The sequence below is a fragment of the Phaeobacter sp. CC-HEC084 genome, assembly GCF_059429255.1.
In genome coordinates, this window is record NZ_JCAIJQ010000007.1 from 69,482 (window position 1) to 83,309 (window position 13,828).

Here is a 13,828-nt window from a genome sequence, read left to right on the forward strand (position 1 = left end):
CCTCGTGTTTCTTCATACTGCTCAGACTATCGGGCATCCCCACCCGATGGTGTGTGAATGTAGGTGGTTATTCCTGCCGTTTTCATATGTTGGGCAGCCGGTCCGGACATTCGTTCGGAATGTCCGATAAACAGGTAGCCTCCGGGAACCAGTGATCGCTGAAACGCCTGCCAGACCTTTTGCTGCGTTGCTGTATCAAAGTAGATGGCCACATTCCGACAGAAAATCGCATCGAATTTTCCCTTAAACGGAAAGGGTTCAATGAGATTCAGTACACCAAGTGTCACCATCGACCGGATGCTTTCAGGTAGACGGCCATCAGCATCAAGTTTTGGCAGGTATTTGCGGTATTCCGCAGGGATCTGCGCAATCTCGTCCGCCGGATATTTGGCAGCCGTTGCCGTTTGCACGACAACCGGATCGATATCAGTGCCCAGGATCTTGAAATCCAGGCGGTTCACCTCCGGACACATGTCCTGGATGATCATCGCCAGCGTGTAGGGCTCCTGTCCGTTGGAACATCCTGCCGACCAGATGCGCACCCGTCCGCCTTCTCGTGCCTTCTTGATGAGGTCCGGAAGAACGTCTTTGCGCATCGTTTCAAAATGATGCGGCTCCCGGAAGAACTGCGTCACATTGGTGGTCAGCAGAGACAGCAGGTTGCTGCGCTCCTTGTCGGAATTCGGCCCATTCAGGCGTGCAAGATAATCCTTGAAGTTCAAGACGTTCTGCTTTCGCAGACGACGAGCCAGGCGGGCCGAAACCAGAGGTTTCTTGCTGCTCGACATCGCCAACCCAAAATGCTTGTAGGCGAACTGGGCGATGGCTTCGAAATCCTGATCTGTCAGGGTGAAACCATCTGCCTTGGACTCTATGGGACTTCTTGCGTTCACATCAGCACCTGTTCCGGAACGGAGATAACCGCATCCAAGTTGATGATCCGGACCATGGTGTCATCATGCGAGATGATGCCTTGGATATATTCCATGGTGAATCGGCTATCGACCGGCGGCGTGTCCTGAATATCATCGGGGTTGATCGAGATGATTTCCGAAACGGATTCCGCCAGCAGGCCAACCGGCTTGCCACCGACCGCCACGACGATCACCACGTTACGCTCACTGGCCTCGGTCTGCTCAAGACCGAACCGCGCCGACAGATCATAGATCGGAATCACCGCACCGCGCAGGTTCATGACACCCAGCACGTCCGACGGCGCGTGCGGCAGGATTGTCACCGGCGACCAACGACGGATCTCACGGATCTGGGTGATTTTGAGACAGAAAGCCTGCCCCGCCACAGTGAAGCTCACGAACTCACTGAACTGGGCGTGCTTTACTTCCTGATCGCCAGGCTTGGCTTCAACTTGCGACTGCATTGTTCATTCTCCGATCTGTGTCAAAGGCGGCTGCTGATGGCGAGGCCGCGATAATGCTTTCCGGATCCAGGATCATGGCAATCTTGCCATCTCCGAGAATAGTGGCAGCAGCCACCCCGGCAATCTCCCCACAGACTCCATCCAGGCTCTTGATGACCACCTGCCGCTGGTCGTGGATATCGTCCACCGCCAGGGCGCTGCGCTGTCCCGTTTCCGTTTCAACCAGGAGATAGACTCCGGGCGGTTGGTCATCCTGCTTGCTCAGCCCAAGGGCGCCAGCAACGTCGCAGATCGGGACGAAGTTTCCACGGATCGAAAGCAATGTGCCATCGGCGCCAAGGTTATTGATCATGTCGTCGCTGCCGCGCATCGTCTCGACGATTGAGGTGATCGGAACCACCATCGTCTGATCCGCAACCGAGACCACCATGCCGTCCATCACTGCCAGCGTCAGTGGCAGAATGATGGTAAAGGTCGAGCCTTTGCCCGGGGTCGAGGTGATGTTGATCCGGCCACCAAGACCCGTCACGGCGTTCTTGACCACATCCATCCCGACACCGCGGCCGGACAGGTTCGAAACCTCCTTGGCGGTGGAAAAACCGGGCAGGAACAGTAGGTTGTCAATCTCACTGTCGGTCAGATCGGCGTTTTCGGGGATCAGGCCCTTGTCGATCGCGATTTGTTTCACACGGGGGCGGTTTACGCCGGCACCATCGTCCTTGATTTCGATGCAGACACTGCCGGACCGGTGCGACGCCGACAGACGGATTTCACCGACCCTGTCCTTGCCGCCACCCTCACGGTCATCCGGTTTCTCGATCCCGTGGTCCACCGCATTGCGCAGAATATGCGTCAATGGGTCTGACAGGCGCTCGATGACTGTCTTGTCGACTTCGGTGTTTTCTCCCTCGGTGACAAGCTTGCAGGATTTTCCGGTAGCGCTAGAGGCTTCGCGCACAATACGGGCCATGCGCTGGAACAGCGGTTTGACCGGCTGTGCACGGATCGACATAACGCCTTCCTGGATGTCCCGCGCAAGGTTCTTAAACCCTTCCAGCTCGGTCTCCACATCACGCACGTCCGCAACATCAAGATTGGCAATCTGCTGCGCCAGCATCGAATGGTTGATGATCAGCTCGCCGACCGCGTTGATAAGCCGGTCCACCCGCTCAAGCTCCACACGCAGAGTCGGCTTGGGACCCCGCTGCTCCGATTTCGCGGCCTCGGCCTTTGGAGATGGTGCCTTGTCACCCGCAGGCGCAGAGTCTGCCTCCGGTGTCAGAGCAGGGGCCGGCTGTTCAAAAGGGGCAGGCGTCGTCTCCCCGTCCTCAATGGACGGAGCAACACCGAATGCAGCGTCCAGCGCGGCAAGGGCCTGCGCATCCGCTTCGGCGTCACCATCGCCTTCGATCGACAGCTCGCACAGGCCTTCGACGAATTCGAAAACAGCCTCTACCTTGTCGCGCGGCTCAGAGGTGATGAGAACCAGATCCCAGGCGATATAGCTTTCGGCGACGTCAATGGCATCGAAACCGGGCAATTCGGTGTCGTCCAGCTTGACCTCAAGCTCACCCAGTTCCTTGAGCGCCTGGAACAGGAAGATGGGTTCATTGCCGGTGCCGTACATCTCCTTCATGGGATGGAAACGGATCCGGTAGGTTTCTTCCTGAGGCACCACGGGAAGATCGATCGCTGCAGGCGCGAAACCTGCGCCGCCCAGGCCCATCGGCTCGAACGTCAGATCTTCTTCCTCTTCGGGAATATATTCGTCCAGCGCCGCGATCAGCACGTTGTGATGCGCTTCGTCGGTTTCGCCGCCATCCCGCGCCGTCGCCACCAGATCACACAGATGGTCACTGGCGCGCAGCAGAAGCTGAACAAGCTTTTCGCCCAGCTCCAGACGATTGGTCCGCACCTCGTCGAAAACGGTTTCGAACCTGTGGGCAAAGGCCACCAGTTCATCCAAGCCAAAAGCCCCGGCGCCACCCTTGATCGAGTGAACAGCGCGGAAAACGGCGTTGACCACCTCTGGATCACGATCGCCACCTTCGATGGCGGTCAGACCCTCATCCGTCGCTTCAAGGAGTTCTTCGCACTCCTCAAAGAAGGTATCCTGAATCGACCCTGACATCTTACGCCGCAGCTCCGGTGACGCGCTTGAGCGCAAAAATCAAAGACGTGTCATCGAAGGGCTTGGTAATCCAGCCGGTTGCACCCGCATTGCGCGCACGGGTTTTCATTTCCGCGGCACTCTCGGTGGTCAGAACAAGAATCGGCACCTTCGAATTGATACCGTCGCCCCGGAGCTCTTCGATGACACCGAAGCCGTCCAGATTGGGCATGTTGATATCGGTAATCACCACATCCGGCGCGACGTCGGGATACATATCAACGCCTTCACGGCCATCGACCGCGCAGTGATATTCAAAGCCGGCTTCTTCCAGCGTGGCAGCAAGCAGATTCCGAATCGTGCGGGAATCATCAATTGCAAGGACTTTGGTTTTCATGCTGTTTCCTCGTCTTCAAAGCGGTTGGACTCTAAACCCAAAAGCGACAGAGACTTTCGGCACGATTCACTGATGTTTGTGACCGCAAATCCCAATTCTTCGGAACGCCACTGCTGCTCCGCACTCAGCAGAATCTGAAGGCATCGCGAGGGCATCGCCATAACCTTGGAGCAGTCGATTTCTACCGCAGAGGTGCGCGCTCCGCGCAGGAATGCAATCAGCGGATCAAGGTCCGAAAATGCATTCGGAAGGTCTAATAGGTGTTTTTGCGTTTCCGTGGTCATCTTCCGCGATTCGCACCCCCGTTGTTCGGTCACATGTTAGAGTTCGATAGGGTCATTCTTAGGCTCGGGGGTTTAATAATTGATTGCCGCAAAGGCACCGCAACACCCTTTTGCCAGCCCTCAAGCCCTCCGGGGAACGCCGTTTTGCGGACAATTTTACATGCCCGATTCTTCGTTGCGATGAAGAGAGCCATCGCGGCCACACAGTTAGAATCCCTATACGCGCGACAGCGGCAGCATTTCCCGACGCTGCGACCAGAAGGCTTTTTAAAATTCGAACGAATGCCGGAAATTTAAGCCGCAAATTAACCCCCGCCGGGCATTCATTCCATTGGACAGGGCCGATCCGGGCCTTGGTTTGCAAAGCGTAAGCAAGAAGGCCTTTGGAACAGTGAAAATCGCACACAAGCTCCCGCTATTCGTCGTCGCATTCGGTGCAGTCATGGCTGCGATCGTGGTTTCGATCAGCACGATCACGTCGCAGAACAGCGCAAGGACCCAGGCCCAAGAGCATTTCGAATCTCTGGTCGCCAGCCGCAAGGCAGCGGTCGAATCCCTGATGCGGGGTATTACGGCTGATCTTCTGACACTCGCCGCCGTGCCCTCCACCGGGACCGCGCTGCAACGCTTGTCTGGCGCATGGACCAATCTTGGCGATGAGGCTGCTCAGACCGTGCGTGATGCCTATATCACCAACAACCCCAATCCTCTGGGGGAACGCCATCTGCTAGATCGCGGCAAGCAGACAATTCCGTACAACATTCACCACGCCAAATTTCACCCGGCCTTCCGCACCCTGCTGACCAGTAAAGGGTACTACGACGCCTTTCTTGTGAACCTGTCCGGCAACGTACTTTATTCGGTCTACAAAGAAGACGATTACGCGACCAATCTTTATGATGGTCCGTACAAGGATTCGGGGCTTGCGCAGCTATTCCGCAGAACTGCGGATGCGCAGCCGGGAGAAGTGTTGTTTTCCGATTTCGCGCCTTATGAGCCAAGCCAGGGCAAACCGGCCGCCTTTGTCGCCACACAGATCGTCGCCAATACCGGCCAGACCGTCGGAATCCTGGTTCTGCAGATGCCGGTGAGCATGATCAGCGCCATCATGAACGAGGCCCGGGGCATCGGGGAGACAGCCGATGCCTATCTGGTAGCCTCTGACCTGCTGGCACGGTCGTCTTCACGATTCGAGGGTGGCCATATGCTGCTGGATCCGATTGCAGAGCAGGAACACATTACCTCTGCTCTCAATGGTGAAAGCAAGTTCTATCCCTCGACGACTGGCCTGAACGGACGGGAAGTCAGCGCCTTCTCCGAACCAATTGCTCTGGCAGGCAAGGAAATGGCAATCGTGATCGAACAGGACCGCGCTGAACTCATGGCGCACGTGAACAGTGCACGTAACTTCCTGCTTCTGGTGTCACTGGCCTGTACGGCAGGGATGTCTCTGCTGGGTTGGCTTTACGCCCGGACGATTACACGGCCGCTGGACCGCATCAGCAGCAATATGGAATCGGTGGCCTCCGGCAATCTGGAAACTGAGGTCAGCGAAGCCAAGCGTGTCGATGAAATCGGGCAGATTGGCAAGACGCTGGTCTCCATGCAGGATGACCTGCGGCACGCACGCACCGCGCAGGAAGAGCGCGCCCAGCAGCAGCAGGAACAGCAACGGGTGGTAGAGACCCTAAGTTCCGGTCTACTACGGCTGGCCCAAGGTGATTTCTCTGAAAAAATCACCGAACCCTTCACCGGCGAGCATGAACAACTGCGGTCCGATTTCAATAAAACCGTCGAAAACCTCAGCGATACGGTGTCGAAAGTGGTGGAATCCGCTTCCAGCATTCGCAACGGCGCGGCTGAGATCAGCCAATCTTCGGATGATCTATCGCATCGCACCGAAAGTCAGGCCGCAACGCTCGAAGAAACTGCTGCTGCGCTGGATGAACTGACCGCATCGGTCAAATCCGCTGCCGACGGTGCACGTAGCGTGGAAAACATCATGGATGAGGCCAAGCAGGAAGCCGAAAACAGCGGCGTCGTGGTGCAAAGCGCGGTTTCGGCGATGACCGAGATCGAGCAATCCTCGACCCATATCGCCCAGATCATCAGTGTCATCGACGACATCGCCTTCCAGACCAATCTCCTAGCGCTCAACGCCGGGGTCGAAGCCGCCCGTGCCGGCGAAGCAGGCCGTGGTTTTGCCGTGGTTGCCTCCGAAGTGCGCGCGCTGGCGCAGCGGTCCTCGGATGCGGCGATGGAGATCAAGACCCTGATCGGCGACAGCTCGAAACAGGTGGAACGTGGCGTGGATCTTGTCGGCAAGGCCGGGGAGGCGCTGCAGAATATTGTGCAACGGGTCAACCACATCTCGAAATTGGTGACGGATATCGCCGAGGGCGCGGCCGAGCAATCGACCGGCCTGGGGGAAATCAACACCGGTGTGGTGCAGCTGGATCAGGTGACCCAGCAGAACGCCGCCATGGTGGAAGAGGCCACTGCTGCGGGTCACATGCTGAACAGCGACGCCACCAAGCTGGCCGAACTGGTCGCACACTTCAAGATCACGGGCGGCAGCAATATTACCGCAATGCCGCAGCCTTCGGCACCCATCGCACCGACGGCTCATGGCGAAGATGATTGGGATCTGGACGAGATCACTCCGACCCCTGTCGCCGCAACGGACGGAAACGCCGCCATCGACAAGTGGCAGGACTTTTAACCTGTCATCGATCCGGGGCGCACAGGGTGCGCCCCACCAATTATGTAACTTTCGGTTGTTCACCGAACTAACGTGACTGGGTATAGAATTGACCTCTCAGAACCTATTAATAATAACAACTGACCGGACATTTGCCCGCTCTTTGCAAAGCCACATGGAAGCCGCATATCCCGGTATGAAAGTGCTTTTGGCTAACAACCTCATGATGGCCTACAACCAGGCCGAAGCGGCGCAGCCAACCTTTGCGTTTGTGGAGGATGGTTTCACTCGATTGCCAGAATTCGAAATGATGCTGGCACTGTTCTCGGCCGTGGACACCCGCTGGGTCTCGGTCATGGATAGCCCGGGTGCGACACCTGCACGCCAGTCTTCTCCGTTGCTGAACGTAGGCGCGGGTATTTTCGAACTGACAAAGGCGGACAGCCCGCGCCAGTTTGCCCAATATTACGACATGATGGTCAAGGCGCCGCGGCGCGGTGCCCCAGCGCGGACTTCTGCCTCAGCTCCGCCGCCGCCCAAACGCGATTTCAAGAAATTCATCCTGATCGGTTCCTCCACCGGCGGTGTCGAAGCGCTGCGTAGCGTATTGGTCGGCTTCACCCAGAATTGCCCACCGACGCTGATTGTTCAGCACACCGGCAAGAACTTCGGCCCCGGGCTGGTATCCCTTCTGGACCGGATCTGCGCCGCCAAGGTGGTTGCGGCCGAGGACGGCATGCAGATTGAATCGGGGCATGTCTACGTTGCCGCAGGACAAACCCGCCACATGGGGCTATCGCCCCGTAAACCTCTGCGCCTTCGCATGAAAGAAGGACCGCCAATTTCGGGCCACACTCCGTCCGTTGACGCTTTGTTCACTTCTGCCATGCCATATGGAAAGGACGTGGTCGCAACAATCCTGACCGGTATGGGCCAGGACGGAGCCAAAGGGCTTCTGGAGTTGCGCAAAGCCGGGGCAGCCACATTTGCACAAGACGAAAAATCGTCTGTTGTTTATGGAATGCCAAGGGTTGCCTGGGAAACTGGAGCCGCACAGAAACAAGTGTCTCTTGCCCGCATGGCCGGAGCGCTACTTCAGGCCTGCAAGACCTGAGCCGGGTTTTCCCCGGGCTAAACAAGGAGACCGCTGTGACGTCAGTATTCGCCAACACCACCTCCGTGACCATCCTGCAAGGGGATTACCGCGTGTCCAAGGACCCGTCGGTCGTCTTCTCGACTGTGCTTGGCTCCTGCATTGCAGCCTGCATCTATGACGCGGAGAATGGCGTTGGCGGCATGAACCACTTCCTGCTGGCGAATGCCAATGGTGGCGGTGTCAGCGCCCGCTATGGCATTCACGCCATGGAGCTTCTGATCAACGGCATCATGAAGAAGGGTGCCGAGCGCCGCAATCTGAAGGCCAAGGTGTTTGGCGGCGCAAAAATGTCGGTGAATCTGTCCGATATCGGTGCCTCAAACGCGCAGTTCGTCCAGCAGTTCCTGAAAGACGAGGGTATTCCCTGCATCTCCTCCAGCGTGGGCGGCACATCGGCCCGCCGGGTTCGGTTCCATCCGACATCGGGCAGCGCCCAGCAGACCCGGGTTGCCAACGACCGGCGTCTTGGCGAACAGGAAGTGGCGGCAGCACGCCAACCCACACCCGCACCCGCCACCCCGGCTGGCGCAGGCGATCTGACCCTGTTCTGATTTGCCGCAGGCGGTCCGGGACCGCCGCAAGACCACATTTCCAAAAAGCCGGTTGCAGCTTTGCGACTGGCTTTTTGCATTGTGAACACCCACGCAGTGGAAAGCGCCAACCACGGGTGCAGGAAATTATCCCTTGCTCCGTTTCCGGCCCGGCGCTACGCCAAGTGAGATATGCAGACGTTCCACGAGGCCCGCCAATGATCCTGTCCCGCACCCGCCGCCTATGTCTGGCTGCCGTGCTGGGATTTGCGTTTGCCATCGCAGCGCCCGGTCTGACCTTTGCAGGCGAGGTCACTGTGTTCGCCGCCTCCAGCCTGACCAATGCAATCGAGCGTATCCGCGCAGGGTTTGAAGCCGAAACCGGGCATACCGTTGCGGTTTCACTGGCCGGGTCTTCCGTTCTGGCGCGCCAGATCGAATATGGCGCGCCTGCTGATGTTTTTATCTCTGCCAACCCCGCCTGGATGGACCATCTTGAACAGCGCGACAGGATCGTAGCAGGCAGCCGGTTTGACCTGATGGGCAACAGCCTTGTGCTGATTGCACATGGGCAGCAGCAACCGGTGACACTTTCGCCCGATTTTGACCTTGCCGGACTGCTAGGGGAAAACCGGCTTGCGATGGCCCTGACCGAAGCCGTGCCGGCCGGGATCTACGGCAAGGCGGCGCTGTCGTCGCTGGGCCTTTGGGACAGCATTGCCCGCAATGTAGCGCAAACCGACAACGTCCGCGCCGCGCTCGCCCTAGTCGCCACCGGAGAGGCGCCCTTCGGCATTGTCTACGCCACCGATGCAAAGGCCAGCGCAGACGTCAGCATTATCGCCACCTTCCCGCGGGAAAGCCACCCGCCGATCATCTACCCCGCCGCCGCCATCGTTCCCGGGGAAAACCCCGCCGCGCTTGCCTTTCTCGATTATCTCAAAAGCCCCGCCGCAGGTGCCATCCTGACGGCCGAGGGCTTCACCGTTTTGCCGGAATAGCCCGCATGATGGACTGGCTCGGCCCCGAGGAATGGAACGCGGTTGCCCTGTCTTTACGGGTATCATTCTGGGCAACCCTGGCGGCGCTGCCTCCGGCCATGCTGATCGCCTATGCCTTGGCCCGGTGGGAGTTTCCGGGCAAGCAGTTGCTGAACGGTCTGGTCCACCTGCCGCTGATCCTGCCACCTGTGGTGACGGGGTACCTGCTGCTTCTGACCTTTGGCACCCAGGGGCCGGTCGGGGGCCTGCTGCAGCAGATGGGGATCGTGCTGGCCTTCCGCTGGACCGGCGCGGCGCTGGCAGCGGGCATCATGGGGTTTCCGCTGATGGTGCGCGCGATCCGGCTGTCCGTCGAAGCCGTCGATCCAAAGCTGGAGCAAGCCGCATCCACCCTGGGCGCGTCGCGGGTTTGGGTGTTTGTCAGCGTCACCCTGCCGCTAGTGTTTCCCGGGCTGATTGCAGGCGCGATCCTGGCCTTTGCCAAGGCGATGGGGGAATTTGGCGCCACGATTACCTTTGTGTCGAACATACCGGGCCAAACCCGGACCCTGCCATCAGCGATCTATGCCTTCCTGCAGATCCCCGGCGGTGAAGCTGCCGCAACCCGACTGGTTCTGATCTCGGTTGCCCTTGCCATGACCGCTTTGCTCCTGTCCGAAGCCCTCGCCCGCAGGGCGGCCAAACGCATAAGGGACGCGTGATGCTCTCGGTGCAGCTCAGCCATAGCAGGCCCGGTTTCACCCTCGATGTCGCCTTTGAGGCGCCGCAGGGGATCACCGTCCTGTTCGGCCGGTCGGGGTCCGGGAAGACCACTGTTGTCAATGCGGTGGCTGGGCTTTTGAAACCGGATGCAGGACGCGTGGCGCTGAATGGACGGGTCCTGTTTGACACCAAATCGGGTCTATGGCTGCCGCCAAACCGGCGCCGCATTGGCTATGTCTTCCAGGAAGGTCGCCTGTTCCCGCATCTGACCGTCCGGCAGAACCTCCTGTTCGGTCGCTGGTTCGCCCCAAAGGATACGCCCCGCGCAGATATTGATCGGATCGTCGAGATGCTGGGGATCGGCCACCTGCTGCAACGACGGCCCGGAGGTCTGTCGGGTGGTGAGAAACAAAGGGTTGCAATTGGCCGTGCCCTGCTGTCCTCGCCGGAGATGATCCTGGCCGATGAACCGCTGACGGCGTTGGATGAGGCGCGCAAGGCGGAAATCCTGCCGTATTTCGAACGGCTGCGCGATGAAACCGATATTCCAGTGCTCTACGTCAGCCACGCCGCAGCCGAAGTGGCGCAGCTGGCCACCACGGTTGTTATCCTGCAAGACGGTAAAACGGTTCAGCAGGGACCCGCCGCGCAGATCCTAAGCGATCCCAATGTCATGCCGACCGGTGTTCGTTCCGTTGGCGCGCTGCTGGAAACCCGGGTCAAAGCGCATCACCCGGACGGGCTGACCGAACTCGACGCAGGCGGTATCCCATTGTTCCTGCCAAAGATCGCCCAGGCACCGGGTCAGATGATCCGAGTCCGGGTTGCTGCGCATGAGGTGATCCTATCACGGCAGCGTCCCGAGGGGCTTTCTGCGCTCAATATCCTGCCGGGCACGGTCCAGCAGATCCGCGCCGGTGACGGCCCCGGGGCCATGGTGTCTCTCAAAACGCCAGCTGGGCGCATCCTGGCCCGCATCACCCAGCGCTCGGCGCGGGCGCTGGAGCTCACCGAAGGCGCCGAATGTTTTGCCGTGGTGAAATCGGTCGCCATCGCGCCCAGCGATATCGGTGGCGCTTCGGGATAAGCCTGCCATAGCTTCTGCACTAGGGCACACGGACAAGTTTCACGCATCGGCTAAAGCACTGTTCGCCACGTCCAAACATTACATAACACACATTATGTGCATAATTAGTGTAGCCGCAAAGCAGTAATGTCACCCATCAGCAAAGCAGAAGTGTCACTCTCCTTGCATACGGTAGCGAGGATGAGTGGACATGGGATGGGTTATGATGAGCGAGCGCGAGTTGAACCGCGTTGAGGTTTTGGCGCAGGTCGATGATGGCCGACTGACGGTAGACAATGCGGCAAACCTGATGAATCTGACACGGCGGCAAGTGTTCCGGCTTCTCAAGCGATACCGGCAAGATGGTGCCTCAGCGATCCGGCATAAGGCGCGTGGCAAACCTCCAAACAATCGTATCCATCATGCAAAGCGCGATTATGCTCTGAGCCTGGTTAAAGAGAATTACCCGGATTTTGGCCCAACATTGGTAGCTGAGATGCTGGCCGAGCATCATGGGTTCAAAGTTTCGCGCGAGACCTTGCGCAAGTGGATGATCGAAGACGGTATGTGGCTGTCGCGCAAGCAGCGACGTGTCCTTCATCAACCTCGCTTACGGCGCGAATGCTATGGTGAGCTGATCCAGATTGATGGTTCCGATCACCGCTGGTTTGAGGATCGGGGTGATCCCTGCACCCTGCTCGTTTTCATCGATGATGCCACCAGCACCTTGATGGAGCTGCGGTTTGTGAAGTCCGAGAGCACGTTCAGCTATTTCGAGGCGTTGGACAGCTATTTGGTTCAGCATGGCCGCCCAGTGGCCTTTTACAGCGACAAGCATTCGGTATTCCGAGTTGCCAAAGATGACGCCAGGAATGGTGCAGGCATGACCCAGTTCGGGCGTGCGTTGAATGAGCTGAACATCGAGATCCTGTGCGCCAACAGCTCTCAAGCCAAAGGCCGCGTAGAACGGGCCAATCGCACGCTTCAGGACCGGCTTGTCAAAGAGCTGAGGCTGGCAGGCGTTTCGGACATGGAAGCCGGAAACGCCTTTCTTGAAGGCTTCAAGAACCGCTTTAACGCCAAATTTGCCAAGGCCCCGGCCAAACCGGACAACCTGCACCGGGCGTTGAATGTGGAGCCGGATCGGCTGGCGGAAGTGTTGTGCTGGCGTGAGAACCGCTATGTCGGCAAGCAGCTGACATTTTCCTATGACCGCAAACGGATCATGCTCGAAGAGAACGAGCTGTCACGCGCTCTGGTCGGCAAATATGTGGACACCTATGTCTTTGTGGATGGGCGGTTCGAGGTACGCTGGAAAGGCCAAGCCCTGCCCTACAGGATCTTTGATATGGACCAGCGCGTCACCCATGCAGCCGTCACCGAGAACAAGCGGCTCGGTGCGGTTCTGGCCTATGTCAAAGAGATGCAGGACGCCGCACCGCCTAAGCCGAAGGTGCGGACAAACTCAGAGAAGATGGGCTACAAGCCGAACGGGCGTCGGCCAGGCAGACCGCCAGGATCGCGGGCCAAGAAGAAGATTGCGCGCGCGGCAGAATAACTCAAGACTGCTGACATGGACGCCTATTACGAGCGCAAACACGCCGAGCAGGATGCGGCAGCTGTGGCATCAGACAAGGCGTAAAGCGGCCTGACCATCGGTTTCGAGTTTAAGGGCTGCGTGCCAGAGTGGCGTCTTGTAAAATGTGCCGTCGTCCCAAATCCTCAGCCCCTCCCGATCTTCCCAAAGCAGGCCGAGCCAACACAGTGGCTGCAAGACGCAGAATTTCAGCGCAAACCGCATGTCGCTGTGCTCCGGAGCGTAGCGGTCCTTTTCTTCCCACCCGTAAAGCGTTTTGAGAAGATGTGCTAAGGTACACCCTGCCCGCGCCTCGACATTGATCACATTCAGAAAGATGTCCCAGTTGCCCAAGGGGCCACCCCGGGCTTCGATCCGTTCATCATGGATGAACCGATAAAGATAAACCGGAGCGGTCAGATCAAAAAAGACGTCAGATGCTTCCGCCATCTCCCGTCCTTTCCTAGTCGCAACCAGCTTACCCTTGTAACGACGAAGAAGCTTCAGATGACGCAGCAACCCATGCACCGGGAACAAAGGTGGCATTTTGTATTCATCCAGCACCTTGTTCATTTCGAATAACTCGGTGGCCGTGAAATCTGGCCATTCAAAGTGTTCCGCCGCCCAATGCACAAACTTGCGGTTGAAGGCGCCTGATTGCGTCAGCCCGATCCCGCCATTTTCGTCGGCATAACGCAACGCAAGCGTCATCCCACGCACCAGCGGCGAGTGTTTCAGGACTTCAGCATCTGAGTGAAGTTTGAGCGTCGGGAGCATGTCACCACGCTATCCTCGACACCTCAGACCCGCAATCCGCAAGGCTTTTCAGCCCTCCGATATTTGGGGTCTGCGGGCTGAAAAGCCTTGCTCCCGTAGCGCCCTGTGGTGACCTTTCTGCTTTGCACAGCAGGTGACATTTCTGAATGG

At 58.4% G+C, this 13,828-nt stretch carries 13 protein-coding genes; 7 read left to right on the forward strand and 6 right to left on the reverse strand.

Going from position 1 to position 13,828, the window contains the following annotated elements; genetic code table 11:
* Nucleotides 1-26 precede the first annotated feature (26 nt).
* From AC5SSZ_RS17110 to AC5SSZ_RS17130, 5 genes are read right to left on the reverse strand one after another with little or no spacing between them, the layout of a single operon-like run.
* Nucleotides 27-893: a CheR family methyltransferase gene (locus AC5SSZ_RS17110; protein WP_274830703.1), complete on the reverse strand. Its 867-nt coding sequence runs from the start codon at nucleotides 891-893 to the stop codon at nucleotides 27-29.
* On the reverse strand, nucleotides 890-1,378 hold the full coding sequence (locus tag AC5SSZ_RS17115; protein WP_274830702.1) for a chemotaxis protein CheW: 489 nt from the start codon (nucleotides 1,376-1,378) through the stop codon (nucleotides 890-892). Before AC5SSZ_RS17115 ends, AC5SSZ_RS17110 begins: the two co-directional genes overlap by 4 nt.
* The gene (locus tag AC5SSZ_RS17120; protein WP_274830701.1) at nucleotides 1,362-3,509 is read right to left on the reverse strand and encodes a chemotaxis protein CheA; all 2,148 of its coding nucleotides are present in this window, start codon (nucleotides 3,507-3,509) and stop codon (nucleotides 1,362-1,364) included. The genes AC5SSZ_RS17115 and AC5SSZ_RS17120 overlap by 17 nt, the downstream gene beginning before the upstream one ends.
* A 1-nt stretch (nucleotide 3,510) precedes the next feature.
* Nucleotides 3,511-3,885, reverse strand: coding sequence for a response regulator (locus AC5SSZ_RS17125; protein WP_274830700.1), 375 nt, complete (start codon nucleotides 3,883-3,885; stop codon nucleotides 3,511-3,513).
* Nucleotides 3,882-4,169, reverse strand: coding sequence for an STAS domain-containing protein (locus AC5SSZ_RS17130; protein WP_274830699.1), 288 nt, complete (start codon nucleotides 4,167-4,169; stop codon nucleotides 3,882-3,884). The genes AC5SSZ_RS17125 and AC5SSZ_RS17130 overlap by 4 nt, the downstream gene beginning before the upstream one ends.
* 442 nt (nucleotides 4,170-4,611) lie before the next feature.
* Between AC5SSZ_RS17130 and AC5SSZ_RS17135 the strand changes: the two genes are divergently transcribed.
* The 7 genes from AC5SSZ_RS17135 to AC5SSZ_RS17165 all read left to right on the forward strand — a co-directional run bounded on the left by AC5SSZ_RS17135 (nucleotide 4,612) and on the right by AC5SSZ_RS17165 (nucleotide 12,883).
* Nucleotides 4,612-6,891, forward strand: a complete 2,280-nt coding sequence (locus AC5SSZ_RS17135) for a methyl-accepting chemotaxis protein (RefSeq protein ID WP_495439021.1) — start codon at nucleotides 4,612-4,614, stop codon at nucleotides 6,889-6,891.
* A gap of 154 nt (nucleotides 6,892-7,045) precedes the next feature.
* Nucleotides 7,046-7,984, forward strand: a complete 939-nt coding sequence (locus AC5SSZ_RS17140) for a CheB methylesterase domain-containing protein (protein ID WP_274830766.1) — start codon at nucleotides 7,046-7,048, stop codon at nucleotides 7,982-7,984.
* 35 nt (nucleotides 7,985-8,019) lie between these two features.
* Complete coding sequence (locus AC5SSZ_RS17145; protein ID WP_274830765.1) at nucleotides 8,020-8,577, forward strand: chemotaxis protein CheD; 558 nt, start codon at nucleotides 8,020-8,022, stop codon at nucleotides 8,575-8,577.
* Nucleotides 8,578-8,774: 197 nt separating this feature from the next.
* Nucleotides 8,775-9,557, forward strand: a complete 783-nt coding sequence (modA, locus tag AC5SSZ_RS17150) for a molybdate ABC transporter substrate-binding protein (protein ID WP_495439024.1) — start codon at nucleotides 8,775-8,777, stop codon at nucleotides 9,555-9,557.
* A gap of 8 nt (nucleotides 9,558-9,565) precedes the next feature.
* Nucleotides 9,566-10,258, forward strand: a complete 693-nt coding sequence (gene modB / locus AC5SSZ_RS17155) for a molybdate ABC transporter permease subunit (RefSeq protein WP_274834948.1) — start codon at nucleotides 9,566-9,568, stop codon at nucleotides 10,256-10,258.
* Entirely contained in the window at nucleotides 10,258-11,346 is a 1,089-nt protein-coding gene (gene modC, locus AC5SSZ_RS17160; RefSeq protein WP_274830763.1) for a molybdenum ABC transporter ATP-binding protein, read from the forward strand. The genes modB and modC overlap by 1 nt, the downstream gene beginning before the upstream one ends.
* Before the next feature lie 190 nt (nucleotides 11,347-11,536).
* Nucleotides 11,537-12,883: an ISNCY family transposase gene (locus AC5SSZ_RS17165; RefSeq protein WP_495439026.1), complete on the forward strand. Its 1,347-nt coding sequence runs from the start codon at nucleotides 11,537-11,539 to the stop codon at nucleotides 12,881-12,883.
* 69 nt (nucleotides 12,884-12,952) lie between these two features.
* Here AC5SSZ_RS17165 and AC5SSZ_RS17170 read toward each other — a convergent pair whose 3' ends face one another.
* Nucleotides 12,953-13,678, reverse strand: coding sequence for a hypothetical protein (locus AC5SSZ_RS17170; RefSeq protein WP_495439028.1), 726 nt, complete (start codon nucleotides 13,676-13,678; stop codon nucleotides 12,953-12,955).
* Nucleotides 13,679-13,828: the final 150 nt, after the last annotated feature.